General features: G+C 32.7%; 12 protein-coding genes. 11 read left to right on the top strand and 1 reads right to left on the bottom strand.

Features of this window, described 5'->3' with window-relative positions; translation table 11 throughout:
* Positions 1 to 67 precede the first annotated feature (67 nt).
* From accD to pyk, 4 genes are all read left to right on the top strand, one after another.
* A complete protein-coding gene (accD, locus tag AC2D8K_RS08155; protein ID WP_002452213.1) occupies positions 68 to 925 on the top strand; it encodes an acetyl-CoA carboxylase, carboxyltransferase subunit beta in 858 nt (285 codons plus the stop codon).
* A complete protein-coding gene (locus AC2D8K_RS08150) occupies positions 925 to 1,869 on the top strand; it encodes an acetyl-CoA carboxylase carboxyltransferase subunit alpha (RefSeq protein WP_484698432.1) in 945 nt (314 codons plus the stop codon). Before accD ends, AC2D8K_RS08150 begins: the two co-directional genes overlap by 1 nt.
* A 178-nt stretch (positions 1,870 to 2,047) precedes the next feature.
* Positions 2,048 to 3,016, top strand: a complete 969-nt coding sequence (gene pfkA, locus AC2D8K_RS08145; RefSeq protein WP_002452215.1) for a 6-phosphofructokinase — start codon at positions 2,048 to 2,050, stop codon at positions 3,014 to 3,016.
* Positions 3,017 to 3,035: 19 nt separating this feature from the next.
* Positions 3,036 to 4,793 carry a pyruvate kinase gene (pyk, locus tag AC2D8K_RS08140; RefSeq protein WP_002452216.1) on the top strand — a complete coding sequence of 586 codons (1,758 nt, stop codon included), beginning with the start codon at positions 3,036 to 3,038 and terminating at the stop codon, positions 4,791 to 4,793.
* Between the two features lie 253 nt (positions 4,794 to 5,046).
* On the opposite strand, the gene AC2D8K_RS08135 is transcribed toward pyk, so the two are convergent.
* The gene (locus AC2D8K_RS08135; protein WP_002452217.1) at positions 5,047 to 6,405 is read right to left on the bottom strand and encodes an amino acid permease; all 1,359 of its coding nucleotides are present in this window, start codon (positions 6,403 to 6,405) and stop codon (positions 5,047 to 5,049) included.
* Between the two features lie 348 nt (positions 6,406 to 6,753).
* Here AC2D8K_RS08135 and AC2D8K_RS08130 point away from each other — a divergent pair, with 348 nt between their 5' ends.
* The 7 genes from AC2D8K_RS08130 to coaE all read left to right on the top strand — a co-directional run bounded on the left by AC2D8K_RS08130 (position 6,754) and on the right by coaE (position 16,152).
* Complete coding sequence (locus tag AC2D8K_RS08130; protein WP_002452218.1) at positions 6,754 to 7,872, top strand: citrate synthase; 1,119 nt, start codon at positions 6,754 to 6,756, stop codon at positions 7,870 to 7,872.
* A 56-nt stretch (positions 7,873 to 7,928) separates the two neighbouring features.
* Positions 7,929 to 9,197, top strand: coding sequence for an NADP-dependent isocitrate dehydrogenase (gene icd, locus AC2D8K_RS08125; protein WP_002452219.1), 1,269 nt, complete (start codon positions 7,929 to 7,931; stop codon positions 9,195 to 9,197).
* 261 nt (positions 9,198 to 9,458) lie between these two features.
* A complete protein-coding gene (locus AC2D8K_RS08120) occupies positions 9,459 to 10,169 on the top strand; it encodes a response regulator transcription factor (RefSeq protein ID WP_002452220.1) in 711 nt (236 codons plus the stop codon).
* Positions 10,169 to 11,863 (top strand): two-component system histidine kinase PnpS, encoded by a 1,695-nt coding sequence (gene pnpS / locus AC2D8K_RS08115; RefSeq protein ID WP_484698428.1) that lies wholly within the window; start codon positions 10,169 to 10,171, stop codon positions 11,861 to 11,863. The genes AC2D8K_RS08120 and pnpS overlap by 1 nt, the downstream gene beginning before the upstream one ends.
* A gap of 153 nt (positions 11,864 to 12,016) precedes the next feature.
* On the top strand, positions 12,017 to 14,647 hold the full coding sequence (gene polA / locus AC2D8K_RS08110; RefSeq protein ID WP_002452222.1) for a DNA polymerase I: 2,631 nt from the start codon (positions 12,017 to 12,019) through the stop codon (positions 14,645 to 14,647).
* Between the two features lie 14 nt (positions 14,648 to 14,661).
* Positions 14,662 to 15,534 (top strand): bifunctional DNA-formamidopyrimidine glycosylase/DNA-(apurinic or apyrimidinic site) lyase, encoded by an 873-nt coding sequence (gene mutM, locus AC2D8K_RS08105; RefSeq protein WP_002452223.1) that lies wholly within the window; start codon positions 14,662 to 14,664, stop codon positions 15,532 to 15,534.
* 15 nt (positions 15,535 to 15,549) lie between these two features.
* Positions 15,550 to 16,152 carry a dephospho-CoA kinase gene (coaE, locus tag AC2D8K_RS08100; RefSeq protein ID WP_002452224.1) on the top strand — a complete coding sequence of 201 codons (603 nt, stop codon included), beginning with the start codon at positions 15,550 to 15,552 and terminating at the stop codon, positions 16,150 to 16,152.
* Positions 16,153 to 16,185 lie beyond the last annotated feature (33 nt).

Below are 16,185 nucleotides of genomic sequence, written 5' to 3'. Positions count from 1 at the left end.
AATTATAAATGCTTCATGAGTATAAATTTAATCCTTATAAAGGTCAGAGGTTTTTGGAGGTTTCCCTATGTTTAAAGATTTTTTTAATCGAACAAAGAAAAAGAAATATCTAACAGTTCAAGATTCTAAACAAAATGATGTACCAGCAGGAATCATGACTAAATGTCCTAAATGCAAAAAGATCATGTATACCAAAGAATTAGATGAGAACTTAAATGTATGCTTCAATTGTGACCACCATATTTCATTATCTGCTTACAAAAGAATCGAAGCAATTTCTGACGAAGGTACATTTAATGAATTTGATAAAGGCATGACATCTGCTAATCCTTTAGATTTTCCTGGTTACATTGAGAAGATTGAAAAGGATCAGAAAAAGACAGACTTAAATGAAGCCGTTGTGACTGGTACTGCTAAATTAGATGGTATTGAATACGGTGTAGCCGTAATGGATGCACGTTTTAGAATGGGTAGTATGGGTTCAGTTGTTGGTGAAAAAATTTGCCGAATCATTGATTATTGTACTGAGCATCGATTACCATTTATCTTGTTCTCTGCAAGTGGTGGTGCCCGTATGCAAGAAGGTATTATTTCATTAATGCAAATGGGTAAAACTAGTGTGTCATTAAAAAGACATTCTGACGCAGGATTACTATATATTTCATATATTACGAATCCTACTACAGGTGGTGTGTCTGCAAGTTTTGCATCAGTGGGTGATATTAATTTAAGTGAACCCAAAGCATTAATCGGTTTCGCTGGACGACGCGTGATTGAACAAACGATTAATGAAAAATTACCAGAAGATTTCCAAACTGCTGAATTTTTATTGGAACATGGTCAACTTGATAAAGTAATACATCGTAAAGACATGAGAACAACACTTGCTAATATATTAAATCTACATCAAGAGGTGAAAAGCTAATGCTTGATTTTGAAAAGCCACTTTTTGAAATTAGAAAGAAAATTGATTCGTTAAAAGAATCTCAAGAAAAGAATGATGTTGATTTACAAGAAGAAATCGATATGCTTGAAGCTTCTTTAGAACGCGAAACAAAAAAAGTTTATACAAATTTAAAACCATGGGATAGAGTACAAATAGCTAGATTACCAGACAGACCGACATCTTTAGATTATATCCCTATGATTTTTGATTCATTTATAGAATTACATGGAGACCGTAATTTTAGAGATGATCCAGCTATGATCGGCGGTATTGGTTACTTAAATGGAAAGGCAGTAACTGTTGTAGGTCAACAACGTGGTAAAGATACTAAAGATAATATTTATCGTAATTTTGGTATGGCACATCCAGAAGGTTATAGAAAAGCATTAAGACTTATGAAACAGGCTGAAAAGTTTAATCGACCTATATTCACATTTATTGATACTAAAGGTGCATACCCTGGTAAGGCAGCTGAAGAAAGAGGGCAAAGTGAATCTATTGCTACCAATTTAATAGAAATGGCTTCTTTAAAAGTACCTGTCATTGCAGTCGTTATCGGTGAAGGTGGTAGTGGTGGTGCACTTGGTATCGGTATTGCTAACAGAGTATTAATGCTTGAAAACAGTACGTACTCTGTTATTTCTCCAGAAGGTGCAGCAGCATTACTATGGAAAGACAGTAATTTGGCTAAAATTGCTGCAGAAACAATGAAAATCACAGCACATGACTTACATGAATTAAAGGTAATAGATGATGTGATTAACGAGCCACTTGGCGGCGCACATAAAGAAATGGAGACTCAAGCGCAATCTATTAAAAAGACGTTTGTTACTCATCTAAATGAATTAGAACAGCTTAATAAGGAACAATTAGTTGAAGATCGCTTTAATAAATTTAGAAATATAGGTTCTTTTGTAGAATAAAGAGGAATAGAGTAGTAGTCATTTTATAGACTATTACTCTATTTTTAATATTGTTAAAATAAAAGTCAAAATTAAAAACGTTTACATCAATATAACTCCTTTCTTTTGATGGAAGAAGTAAAAAATTTGTGGTAATTTAGAGTTGAAGATAAATCTAGTTATAGAAAGGTATGTCGTCATGAAGAAAATTGCAGTTTTGACTAGCGGTGGAGATTCACCGGGGATGAATGCTGCCGTTAGAGCAGTTGTACGTACAGCAATTTACAATAATATTGAAGTTTATGGTGTATATCACGGTTATCAAGGATTAGTAGAAGATGATATTCATAAACTTGAATTAGGATCAGTTGGAGATACTATCCAACGTGGTGGGACATTCTTATTCTCAGCAAGATGTCCTGAATTTAAAGAAGAAGAAGTACGTAAAGTTGCTATTAACAATCTACGTAAAAGAGAAATTGAAGGCCTAGTAGTTATTGGTGGGGATGGCAGTTATCGTGGCGCTCAACGTATAAGTGAAGAGTGTAAAGAAATACAAACCATTGGTATTCCTGGTACAATCGATAATGATATTAACGGTACCGACTTTACGATTGGATTCGACACAGCACTTAATACGATTATTGATTCAGTCGATAAAATTCGTGATACAGCATCAAGTCATGCAAGAACATTTATCGTTGAAGTAATGGGTCGTGACTGTGGTGACTTAGCGCTATGGGCAGGCTTATCTGTAGGTGCTGAAACGATTGTCGTACCAGAAGTTGATACAGATATTAAAGAAGTAGCTGAAAAGATAGAGCAAGGTATTAAACGTGGTAAAAAACACTCAATCGTTATGGTTGCTGAAGGATGTATGAGCGGTCAAGAATGTGCTGATGAATTAAGTAAATATATTAATATTGATACAAGAGTTTCAGTATTAGGACACATTCAACGTGGAGGTAGCCCTTCAGGAGCTGACCGTGTTTTAGCATCAAGATTAGGTGGTCACGCCGTTGAATTATTAAAGAAAGGTGAAACTGCCAAAGGTGTTGGTATTAAACATAACCAATTAACAGCGACACCATTCGATGAAATATTTGGTCATTCAAGTCATAAGTTTGATCAACAAATTTATCAACTAGCTAAAGAGTTATCTATATAAATTTCAGGAGGATTTTAAAATGAGAAAGACTAAAATTGTATGTACTATTGGACCAGCTTCAGAATCAGAAGAAATGCTTGAAAAATTAATGAATGCTGGTATGAACGTGGCACGTTTGAACTTTTCACACGGAAGCCATGAAGAACATAAAGGTAGAATTGATACAATTCGCAAAGTTGCTAAACGTTTAAATAAAACAGTAGCTATCCTTTTAGATACAAAAGGGCCAGAAATTCGTACACATAATATGAAAGATGGCATCATTGATTTAGAAAAAGGTAAAGAAGTTATTGTAAGCATGACAGAAGTTGAAGGTACGCCAGAGAAATTCTCTGTTACTTACGACAACTTAATCAACGATGTTCAAGTAGGTTCATATATTTTATTAGATGATGGTTTAGTTGAATTACAAGTTAAAGACATTGACCATGATAAAGGTGAAGTTAAATGTGACATCTTAAACAGTGGAGAATTAAAAAATAAAAAAGGTGTTAACTTACCAGGTGTGAAAGTAAACTTACCAGGTATCACTGACAAAGATGCAGACGACATTAGATTTGGTATCAAAGAAGATGTAGATTTCATCGCTGCAAGCTTCGTTCGTCGTCCAAGTGACGTTTTAGATATTCGTGAAATCTTAGAACAAGAAAAAGCAAATATTACTATTTTCCCTAAAATTGAAAACCAAGAAGGTATCGATAATATCGAAGAAATTCTTGAAGTATCTGATGGTTTAATGGTAGCTCGTGGTGATATGGGTGTTGAAATTCCACCTGAAAAAGTACCAATGGTTCAAAAAGACTTAATTAGAAAATGTAATAAATTAGGTAAACCAGTAATCACAGCTACACAAATGCTTGATTCTATGCAACGTAATCCACGTGCTACTCGTGCGGAAGCTAGTGACGTTGCGAATGCAATCTATGATGGTACAGATGCAGTAATGTTATCTGGTGAAACTGCTGCAGGTTTATACCCAGAAGAAGCAGTTAAAACAATGAGAAACATTGCAGTTTCAGCAGAAGCAGCACAAGACTATAAAAAATTATTATCTGACAGAACTAAATTAGTTGAAACATCATTAGTGAATGCTATTGGTATCTCAGTGGCCCATACTGCATTAAACTTAAATGTTAAAGCTATTGTTGCTGCAACTGAAAGTGGTTCAACAGCTCGTACAATTTCTAAATATCGTCCACATTCAGACATTATTGCTGTAACACCGAGTGAAAAAACTGCACGCCAATGTGCTATCGTTTGGGGTGTTTACCCAGTAGTTAAAGAAGGACGTAAAAACACTGATGCATTATTAAATAATGCAGTCGCAACTGCAGTTGAAACTGAAAGAGTTCAAAATGGTGATTTAATTATTATCACTGCAGGTGTACCAACAGGTGAAAAAGGTACTACAAATATGATGAAAATTCACTTAGTTGGTGATGAAATTGCTAAAGGTCAAGGTGTAGGTCGTGGATCAGTAGTAGGTACTGCTGTTGTCGCTGATTCTGCTAGTGATTTAGAAGGTGTTGATTTAAGTGATAAAATCATCGTCACTAACTCTGTAGATGAAACATTAGTACCATACGTAGATCAAGCTATTGGTTTAATCACTGAAGAAAATGGTATTACATCACCAAGTGCTATTGTTGGTTTAGAAAAAGGTATTCCAACGGTAGTAGGTGTTGAAAATGCTACAAAAGAAATTAAAGATGATATGTTAGTTACTGTTGATGCAGCTAACGGTAAAGTATTCGAAGGTTATGCTAACGTACTTTAATTAACAGTATTTTAATTAAATAGATTGATGATGAAATCAGAAACACCACTTCCAAACTATTAAAATTGGAAGTGGTGTTTTTTGCTTTATAACTCGTTTTTAATATGATCTGATACATCATTAGTGTATGTAAAAATATATTTTATATTAGTTAAATATGTAGACCATAAGTAATATTGATATTAAATATAAAAAAGCCAGTAAATGAATTGATGATAAATCATTTACTGGCTCATTTTTATTTTGTTAAAGACTATTTAGATGCAGTACTTGCTTTTTTATATCTCCAATACATTAATCCTAATATTACAAACCATAACGGCGTTAAATAAATTGCACGTCTAGTTGTTTCATTAACAAATAATAAACCGAATACTAAGATAAAGAATAATAAGATGACGTAGCCCATATATTTACCACCAGGTAATTTATATGTAGACGCCTTGTGTAATTCTGGATTCTTACTACTGTAATTAATATAAGCAATGATAATTAAAGCCCATACGATTAGGAACAATACAGTAGATAATGTTGTTACATATGTGAACACTAATGTTGCATCTGGGAAAATGTAATTCAATAGTGCTGCAATTAATAATAATGCTGAAGATCCAATAATTGCTACATATGGCACACCGTTCTTGTTAGTTTTGCTAAACGCAGGTGGTGCTTGTTTGTTATCAGATAATCCGAACAACATTCTACTGTTTGAGAAAATACCACTATTACATGATGATGCTGCAGCAGTTAATACAACGAAGTTAATTAAACCAGCTGCAAATGGAATTCCAATAAGTGTAAATAGTTTAACAAATGGACTATTATCTGGATCGACTTTATCCCAAGGAATGATTGACATAATCACAGCTAGGGCACCAACATAAAAGATTAATATACGAATTGGTACACTGTTGATAGCTTTTGGAATAGTTGATTCAGGATCTTTCGTTTCACCGGCAGTTACACCAATCATTTCGATACCAACGAATGAGAACACTGCCATTTGGAATGACATGAAGAATCCTGATGCTCCTTTAGGAAAAATACCATGATTGTATAGATTAGTTAAGCTTGCATGTCCAAATTGCGTTTTGTATGCAAATAAGATCATAACAGCCCCAACAACAATTAACCCTATGATTGTTACAATTTTGATAATAGAGAACCAAAACTCTAATTCACCAAATAACTTAGCGCTTAGTAAGTTAAATGACATCAAAATAAGTACACAGAATAATGCACTAATCCAGTTAGGAATATGTGGAAACCAAAAACTAACATATTTAGCTACTGCGGTAACCTCTGCCATACCAGTAATTATCCAACATAGCCAATATGTCCAACCAGTAACAAATCCTGCAAATGGACCTATATATGTATTAGTTACGTCCGCAAATGATTTGAAACTTGTGTTTTGAATAATAATTTCACCTAATCCACGCATAAACATGAATAGCATGAATCCAATAAAGATGTACGTGAGTAGTATTGAGGGACCCGTCATGGCAATCGTTTGTCCAGCACCCAGGAATAATCCTGTCCCAATAGCGCCTCCAATAGCAATTAATTGCACATGGCGATTGCTCAATTCTCTTTGTAGATTATCAGCCATAAGACCTCTCCCTTACTTTTAGATAATTATATTATGCACTTAAATAGCTTTTTATACAATTTATTTATTAAAAAAGTGTTAAAATACACTCCTAGATAATTAGTATTTTTTAATCAAGCTTGATAACCAAATAAAAACTTTGTATTCAATTTAATTTTCAAAACAATTTAAAAGGCCAAAATGTTGGTTTCATGGTACTTAGAACATTTTTAACATTTATGTTATATATGAATCAATACCAAACTTACATATATATAGTAATTTATTTTGTTTCACAAAAACTTAATAATTAGCTATAATACTAGTTGAAAGCCATTTCATAAAGAAATAGTAAAGGGGAAATTTATCATGGCAGAATTACAAAGAGGTTTGGAAGGGGTAATTGCAGCTGAAACTAAAATCAGCTCAATCATCGATAGTCAATTAACATACGCAGGATATGATATTGACGATCTTGCAGAAAATGCCCAGTTTGAAGAAATCATCTTTTTATTATGGAACTATAGATTGCCAAATAAAGAAGAATTACAAGAACTTAAATCAAAATTATATGAGTATATGACACTTAATCCTAGAGTGTATAAACATTTTGAAGAGTACGTAACTGATAAAGTACATCCAATGGCTGCATTACGTACTTCAGTATCATACATTGCTCATTTCGATCCAGATGCTGAAGACGAATCAGATGAAAAGAAATATGAAAGAGCAATTCGTATTCAAGCTAAAATTGCATCATTAGTTACAGCTTTCGCACGTGTACGTGAAGGTAAAGAACCATTAAAACCAAATTCAGATTTAAGCTACGCTGGAAACTTCCTATACATGTTAAAAGGTGAATTACCAACTGATATTGAGGAAGAAGCTTTCAACAAAGCTTTAATTTTACATGCTGATCACGAATTAAATGCATCTGCATTCACTGCTCGTTGTGCAGTATCTTCTTTATCTGATATGTATTCAGGTATTGTTGCTGCTGTTGGTTCATTAAAAGGACCTTTACATGGTGGTGCTAATGAACGCGTGATGGCTATGTTATCTGAAGTAGGCTCATTAGACAATGTAGATAACTATTTAGACAAAAAAATAGCTAATAAAGAAAAAATTATGGGCTTCGGTCACCGTGTGTATAAAGAAGGTGACCCACGTGCTAAGTATTTACGAGAAATGAGTAGAAAAATCACTGAAGAAACTGGACAAAGCGAATTATATGAAATGTCATTAGCTATTGAAAAACGCATGAAGGAAGAAAAAGGATTAATTCCTAACGTCGATTTCTTTAGTGCGTCAGTTTATCACAGTATGGACATTCCACATGATTTATTTACACCAATCTTTGCAGTAAGTCGTACATCAGGTTGGATTGCACATATTCTTGAACAATATAGAGATAATAGAATCATGCGTCCAAGAGCGAATTACATTGGTGAAACAAATCGTAAATACGTTCCTATTGAAGAAAGATAATCAAATCATCTATAGTATTAGGTGAATTCAAACAAATTACTTGGAGGTCAAATTTTATGACAGCAGAAAAAATTACTCAAACTAAAGATGGATTAAATGTACCAAACGAACCAATTATTCCTTTCATTATCGGTGACGGAATCGGACCAGATATTTGGAAAGCAGCTAGTCGTGTTATCGATGCTGCAGTTGAAAAAGCATATAATGGCGAAAAACGCATCGAATGGAAAGAAGTTTTAGCTGGACAAAAAGCATATGACAATACTGGTGAATGGTTACCACAAGAAACTTTAGACACTATTAAAGAATATTTAATTGCTGTAAAAGGTCCTTTAACTACTCCAATCGGTGGCGGTATCCGATCATTAAACGTAGCATTAAGACAAGAACTAGACTTGTTTACTTGCTTACGCCCTGTACGTTGGTTCCAAGGTGTACCATCACCAGTTAAACGCCCTCAAGACGTAGATATGGTTATTTTCCGTGAAAACACTGAAGATATCTATGCAGGTATTGAATTCAAAGAAGGTACGCCAGAAGTTAAAAAAGTAATTGACTTCTTACAAGATGAAATGGGCGCAACAAATATTCGTTTCCCAGAAACTTCAGGTATTGGTATTAAACCAGTATCTAAAGAAGGTACTGAAAGATTAGTTAGAGCTGCTATCCAATATGCAATTGATAATAACCGTAAAGCTGTAACTTTAGTTCACAAAGGTAACATTATGAAATTTACTGAAGGTTCATTTAAACAATGGGGTTACGATTTAGCTCATAATGAATTTGCTGATCAAGTATTCACTTGGCAACAATATGATGAAATTGTAGAAAAAGAAGGTAAAGACGCTGCGAATGAAGCACAATCAAAAGCTGAACAAGAAGGTAAAATTATCGTTAAAGACTCAATCGCTGATATCTTCTTACAACAAATTTTAACTCGTCCATCTGAACATGAAGTTGTTGCTACAATGAACTTAAATGGTGACTACATTTCAGATGCATTAGCTGCTCAAGTAGGTGGTATTGGTATTGCACCTGGTGCAAATATCAACTATGAAACTGGTCATGCTATCTTTGAAGCTACTCATGGTACAGCACCTAAATATGCTGGGTTAAACAAAGTAAACCCATCTTCTGAACTATTAAGTTCAGTATTAATGTTAGAACACTTAGGATGGCAAGAAGCTGCTGATAAAATTACAGACTCTATAGAAGCAACAATCGCTTCTAAAATAGTTACTTATGACTTTGCTCGTCTAATGGATGGTGCGACAGAAGTATCAACTTCAGAGTTTGCTGACGAATTAATCAAAAACTTAAAATAATAGATGATATTGAACTAAACGGATTGGGAAACCAATCCGTTTTTTTATTAAGATTTTGTAAATTACTAGTGTTTCAATATCATTTTTTATAAAAAAATGATAGTTTAATTAATGAAATGACAATATTAATCCAATGTTAGCTTAATATAAGTATCATTATAATTGGATTGTTAAGTTTATGTAAATTTGATGTGTAGGTATGTTATTTGTATTTAAACATCAGTTATAATAAACATGTAATTTAAATGGGGGAGGCACATCATGTCACAAAAAGTATTAGTCGTTGACGATGAACAATCGATCGTTACGTTACTTAAATATAATTTAGAAACAGCTGGATACATAGTAGAAGTAGCCTATGACGGTGAAGAAGCACTACAAAAGGTTGAATTGTCTCAACCAGATTTAATTGTTTTAGACGTTATGTTACCTAAAAAAGATGGTATTGAAGTTTGTAAAACAATTAGATCTGATAAAAATTTAGTACCTATTCTTATGCTTACGGCAAAGGATGATGAATTTGATAGGGTATTAGGTTTGGAACTAGGTGCTGATGACTATATGACTAAACCTTTCTCACCAAGAGAAGTCGTGGCAAGAGTAAAAGCAATTTTAAGACGTTCACAATTCGTCAATGAAGTTGAACAAAGTGAAACAGATGATGAGGATATTATTATTGATTCAATCCGTATTCGTCCTGAATTTTTCGAAGTATATAAAGATGATGAGTTATTAGAACTTACGCCAAAAGAATTTGAATTATTACTTTATCTTATTGAACGACAAGGTCGTGTGATTACTAGAGAACATATGTTGAATTCTGTATGGAATTACGAGTTCGCAGGTGATTCTCGTATCGTTGATGTCCATATTAGTCATTTGAGAGACAAATTAGAAGAGAACCCTAAACAACCTAAATTAATTAAAACTGTTAGAGGATTAGGCTATAAATTGGAGCGTCCTAAAAGTTAATGTTGAAATTCCACCATCGTCTTTTAATATTAATTAGTACTATTACGATTATTAGTTTTATAGGTTTAGGTGCAATTGTCCACAACATGATTTATCAAACATTAACACAAAATCAGACAAAGGAACTTGAAAAAGAATCGCGTAACTATGTCAGCTTATATAACGATAATAAAAAAAGTGAGATTAAAAATATTGCTAATAATCAAGAGAATATAATCGTAATCAAGAAAAACGATAAAGTGATATTCACGACTGATGAAAAAGAAAAGATAGATAAACGTATAGATAACGAGGCAAACCCCTCACAATTGATTCATAAAAATACGAAACTTGGTTTGAAGTATACGTTTAAAAGTCAAATTGATGATAAAACTGTTTACATAAGTGGAATTAATGATGAAATATTAGACCTGCAAAAAGAAATGTGGAAGTACCTATCAATTGTAGGTGTGATTGTATTAATTACAGTTTATCTAGCTAGTAGAAGTATCAATCGTACATATATTAGACCCATAAATGAAGTAACATATGCTACTTCATTATTGGCGGATGGTTATTATCATGTTCGTGTACCCGAAAGTAACGTCAAAGAAACTAAAGCATTGTTTGTAACGACAAATGAGCTTGCAAGACGGTTACAGAAATTAAATAATAGACAAAAAATCCAATCTAATAGATTAAAAACGACATTAGAAAATATACCAAGTTCAGTATTAATGATTGATAAACATGGTGAAATTGTCGTAGCGAACTCGGCATATTATGAAGTATTTAGTCCTGAACAAAGTGTGGAAAATAAAAGTTATATTGGTTTTATCAATGATAAAATTGAAAAGTTAATCATAGAAAGTTTTAGAACTGAGAAAGTGATTTATGATCAGATTGAAGTAGATATCAATAATGTTCACACAAAATATTTTGATGTATCATGTGTACCAATACTATCTAAATCGAAGAAAAAGCTACAAGGTATGGTGGTCGTATTGCATGATATTACTAATTTGCAAAAGTTAGAAAACCTACGTCGAGAATTTGTAGCTAACGTCTCACACGAACTTAAAACACCGATTACTTCAATTAAAGGATTCGCTGAAACATTGATTGAAGGTGCTAAAAACGATGAAGAATCGCTTAATATGTTCTTAAATATCATCCTGAAAGAATCGAATAGAATCGAATCACTTGTGATGGATTTACTAGATTTATCGCATATTGAGCAACAAAATGAAATAACAACGAGTTATATGAATTTATCTGAATTAGCTTATACAACGATAGATAATTTACAAAATCAAGCTCAGAATAAAAATATAACAATTGAATCTAAAATTGAACGTGATGTTATTTTCAAAGCAAATGAAAATAAAATTGCTCAAGTTATTACCAATTTATTATCTAATGCCATCAATTATTCAACCAATGATAATAAAGTTATTGTAAGTGTGTATCGTGAAGGTAAGAGGGTTAACCTAGAAATTCAAGACTTTGGTATAGGTATTAGTGCTGAGGAACAAAAACATATTTTTGAAAGATTTTATCGAGTTGATAAAGCACGAAGTAGAGATTCCGGCGGTACTGGGTTAGGATTATCGATTACTAAGCATATTGTTGAATCGCATAATGGAAGAATTAGTGTAATTAGTCGTTTAAATGAGGGTTCGACCTTTAAAGTGACGTTTTTCGATGAAGATTAAATATTAAGAACCACACCCTAAAATGATTGAATTCATAAAGGCGTGTGGTTCTTATTTTAGTTCAATGAATTATGAGACAATGGTACTTAATGTTTAATGACGATACACTGTTTATGCTAAAATATATTTAAATATGTGCTGGAGGTTTATAACGTGAATAAATTAGTATTAATTGATGGTAATAGTTTAAGCTTTAGAGCTTTCTATGCTTTGCCATTACTTTCAAATAAGGCAGGCATACATACTAATGCAGTATATGGCTTTGCGATGTTACTAGAGAAAATTCTTAAAGAAGAACAACCTAATCACTTTTTAGTGGCGTTTGATGCAGGTAAAACAACTTTCAGACATTCTAAATATAGTGAATATAAAGGTGGTAGACAAAAAACTCCACCTGAGTTAAGTGAACAATTCCCATATATTCGTCAATTATTAGATGCATATCACATAAAAAGATATGAATTAGAGAATTATGAAGCAGATGATATTATTGGTACTTTGAGTAATGAAGCGGACAAAGCTGGGTTTGAAACTATCATAATTACTGGCGATAGAGATTTAACGCAGCTTGCTACTGATCATGTCACAATTTACTATACTAAAAAAGGTGTAACAGATGTCGATCATTATACACCAGACTTTATCGCTGAAAAATATAACGGATTAACACCAAATCAAATTATTGATATGAAAGGGTTAATGGGCGATACTTCAGATAATATACCGGGCGTAGCTGGCGTAGGCGAAAAAACAGCAATTAAATTACTAAATCAATTCAATACTGTAGAAGGCGTTTATGACAATATAAATAGTGTTTCAGGTAAAAAACTTAAAGAAAAACTTGAAAATAGTAAAGATGATGCTTTAATGAGTAAAGATTTAGCTACCATTAATGTTGAAAGCCCAATCGAAGTTAATTTAGAAGATACTAAAATGGAAGCAGACATTGATGAAACTGAAAAAATTGAGCTCTTTAAAAAATTAGAATTTAACCAACTTTTAGCAGAAATAGATTCATTTGAAGCAACTCAAGAACAAAAAGATAAAGTCTTTGAGATTGAGTCAGATTTTGACCATATTAATTTTAATGATTTAGATGAGGCGACCATTCATTTTGAGTTAGAAGATAGTAATTATTTAAAAGATAATATATTAAAATTTGGACTTTATACTGGAGAACATCATGTTGTTATCAATGCAGATGAAATTAAACAATTTTCAGATTTAGTCAATTGGTTAGAAAATCCAAATACAGCAAAAACTGTTTATGATGCTAAGAAAACTTATGTTGTTGCTCATAGACTAGATATCGATATTCAAAACATTCAGTTTGATGTCATGTTGTCTAGTTATATTATCGATCCATCAAGAACCATTGACGATGTGAATTCAGTTGTTTCTTTATATGGACAACATTATGTGCAGGATAACGTGGCTATTTATGGTAAGGGCAAAAAGCATCATATTCCAGAAGACGAGATTTTAAATAAACATGTGGCCTCAATCATTGAAGCGGTAAGTGCATCGAAATCAGAAATGCAAAATCAACTAAAAGAATATAATCAAGAATCTCTATTAGCAGATTTAGAACTACCATTAGCCGAAATATTAAGCGAGATGGAAGAAATTGGAATCTATACAGATGTAAATGATTTACAACATATGGAGAAAGAGATTCAAGAAAAGCTAGATGTTTTAATTAAAAATATTCATGAAGCTGCGGGTGAAGAATTTAACATTAATTCTCCTAAACAACTTGGCGTGGTATTATTTGAAACACTAGAATTACCAGTGATTAAAAAAACTAAAACAGGCTACTCTACTGCTGTTGATGTATTGGAACAATTACAAGGTCAACACCCAATTATTGATTATATTTTAGAATATCGTCAATTATCAAAATTACAATCTACGTATGTAGAAGGATTACAAAAAGTGATCAGTGAAGATAATCGCATTCATACACGTTTTAATCAAACATTAGCTCAAACTGGGCGATTATCAAGTGTGGATCCTAATTTACAAAATATACCTATTCGTTTAGAAGAAGGTAGGAAAATTAGAAAAGCATTTAAACCGACATCTACAGATAGTGTTATTTTAAGTGCCGATTATTCTCAAATTGAATTAAGGGTTTTAGCACATATTACGCAAGATGAAAGTATGAAAGAAGCATTCATAAATGGTCATGATATTCATACAGCGACTGCAATGAAGGTTTTCGATGTGGGAGCGGATGAAGTTGATAGTTTAATGCGTAGACAAGCGAAAGCCGTTAACTTTGGAATTGTGTATGGCATAAGTGATTATGGATTAAGCCAAAGTTTAGGAATTACACGTAAAAAGGCGAAAGCATTTATTGATGATTATTTAGATAGTTTTCCAGGAGTCAAACAATATATGTCAGATATTGTGAAAGATGCTAAAGCTCAAGATTTTGTAGAAACATTATTACATCGTCGTAGATATATTCCAGATATTACAAGTCGTAATTTTAATTTAAGAAGTTTTGCAGAAAGAACAGCAATGAATACGCCAATTCAAGGTAGTGCGGCAGATATTATCAAATTGGCTATGGTGCAATTCAATAAAGAAGTACAACATACTAAATATCACGCGAAACTATTATTGCAAGTTCATGACGAATTAATCTTTGAAGTACCAAAAGATGAAGTAGAATCATTCAGCCAGTTTGTAGAAGACATTATGGAGTCTGCACTAGAATTAGATGTGCCACTAAAAGTTGAATCAAGTTACGGTGCGACATGGTATGATGCAAAATAAAGGAAGGTTTGAATATGCCAGAACTACCAGAAGTAGAACATGTTAAACGTGGGATTGAACCGTATGCCATAAATACTACGATAAATAAAATTACTTTCTCAGAAAATGTAAAAAAAGGTAAAGAAGATAATAGAGAGACGATTATCAAAGGAATGACGCTTGATAGTTTTCAGCGTTTAACAGAAGGTTATACAATTACCAAAATTGAGCGTAGAAGTAAATATATTGTATTTTATATTAATCGGGATTCAGAACAACGTATTTTGATTAGTCATTTAGGTATGGCTGGTGGATTCTTCGTTGTTGATCATTTAGAACAAATTACTGTACCTAATTATCGTAAACATTGGCAAGTTATTTTTGAATTAGACAATGGTAAAAAATTAATCTATTCAGATATTCGTCGCTTTGGAGAAATTAGAAATGTGAGTAGCTTCGATGCATATCCTTCATTTTTAAGTATAGCTCCTGAACCATTTGACGAAGATGCAATGCAACATTTTTTAGATATTACCAATAAAAAGAATTATGCTAAAAAACCGATTAAACAAGTGATTTTAGATCATAAAGTTATATCTGGTTGCGGAAATATTTATGCGTGTGAAGCTCTATTTAGAGCGGGCATTTTACCCAGTCGACTAACGCAAGATTTAACGCAACAAGAAAAAGAAATGGTATTTTATCATGTTCGATCTGTATTAAATGAGGGTATAAAATATGGAGGAACAAGCATTTCCGATTATCGTCATGCCGATGGTAAAACAGGGGAAATGCAGTTACATCTGAATGTTTATAAACAAAAATATTGCAAGGTATGTGGGCACTCAATTGAAACGAAAGTCATCGCATCTAGAAATAGTCACTATTGCCCGACTTGTCAGAAATAAAGGAAGCGTGAAAATATGTCAAAAGTAATAGGACTTACTGGTGGTATCGCATCAGGTAAATCAACTGTATCTGAATTGTTAACAGCGTTTGGATTTAAAGTAGTAGATGCGGACACAGCTGCAAGAGAAGCAGTTGCTAAAGGAACACCAGGTATAGCGAAGGTAAAAGAAGTTTTTGGCGAAGAAGCTATTGATGAAAATGGCGAGATGGACAGAAAATATATGGGTGAATTAGTATTTAATAATCCAGGCGAACGTATTAAGTTAAATGAAATTGTTCATCCTAAAGTTAGAGAAATAATGGAAGAAAAGAAGCAACAATTTTTAAATAAAGGCCATAACGTAATTATGGATATACCACTTTTATTTGAAAATGAATTGCAAGATACCGTAGATGAAGTATGGCTTGTTTACACATCTGAAAGTATTCAAATTGATCGTTTAATGGAAAGAAATGATTTAACTCAAGAAGAAGCAAAAGCAAGAGTATATAGCCAAATATCTATTGATAAGAAAAGTAGAATGGCTGACCACGTGATTGATAATCTTGGGGATAAACTGGAACTAAAGCAAAATTTAGAAAAGTTACTTAGTGAAAAAGGTTATATTGAGAAATAATTCAAATAGTAACTATTTATTAAGCCTGAGACA

This window comes from Staphylococcus sp. 510 (assembly GCF_057219715.1).
This window is presented reverse-complemented; position numbering and strand designations above follow the sequence as displayed.

Coding starts and splice junctions, on each gene's coding strand:
- AC2D8K_RS08120 (WP_002452220.1), top strand. CDS start 9,459: ATGTCACAAAAAGTATTAGTCGTTGACGATGAACAATCGATCGTTACG.
- pnpS (WP_484698428.1), top strand. CDS start 10,169: ATGTTGAAATTCCACCATCGTCTTTTAATATTAATTAGTACTATTACG.
- mutM (WP_002452223.1), top strand. CDS start 14,662: ATGCCAGAACTACCAGAAGTAGAACATGTTAAACGTGGGATTGAACCG.
- coaE (WP_002452224.1), top strand. CDS start 15,550: ATGTCAAAAGTAATAGGACTTACTGGTGGTATCGCATCAGGTAAATCA.
- pfkA (WP_002452215.1), top strand. CDS start 2,048: ATGAAGAAAATTGCAGTTTTGACTAGCGGTGGAGATTCACCGGGGATG.
- AC2D8K_RS08150 (WP_484698432.1), top strand. CDS start 925: ATGCTTGATTTTGAAAAGCCACTTTTTGAAATTAGAAAGAAAATTGAT.
- pyk (WP_002452216.1), top strand. CDS start 3,036: ATGAGAAAGACTAAAATTGTATGTACTATTGGACCAGCTTCAGAATCA.
- icd (WP_002452219.1), top strand. CDS start 7,929: ATGACAGCAGAAAAAATTACTCAAACTAAAGATGGATTAAATGTACCA.
- accD (WP_002452213.1), top strand. CDS start 68: ATGTTTAAAGATTTTTTTAATCGAACAAAGAAAAAGAAATATCTAACA.
- AC2D8K_RS08130 (WP_002452218.1), top strand. CDS start 6,754: ATGGCAGAATTACAAAGAGGTTTGGAAGGGGTAATTGCAGCTGAAACT.
- AC2D8K_RS08135 (WP_002452217.1), bottom strand. CDS start 6,405: ATGGCTGATAATCTACAAAGAGAATTGAGCAATCGCCATGTGCAATTA.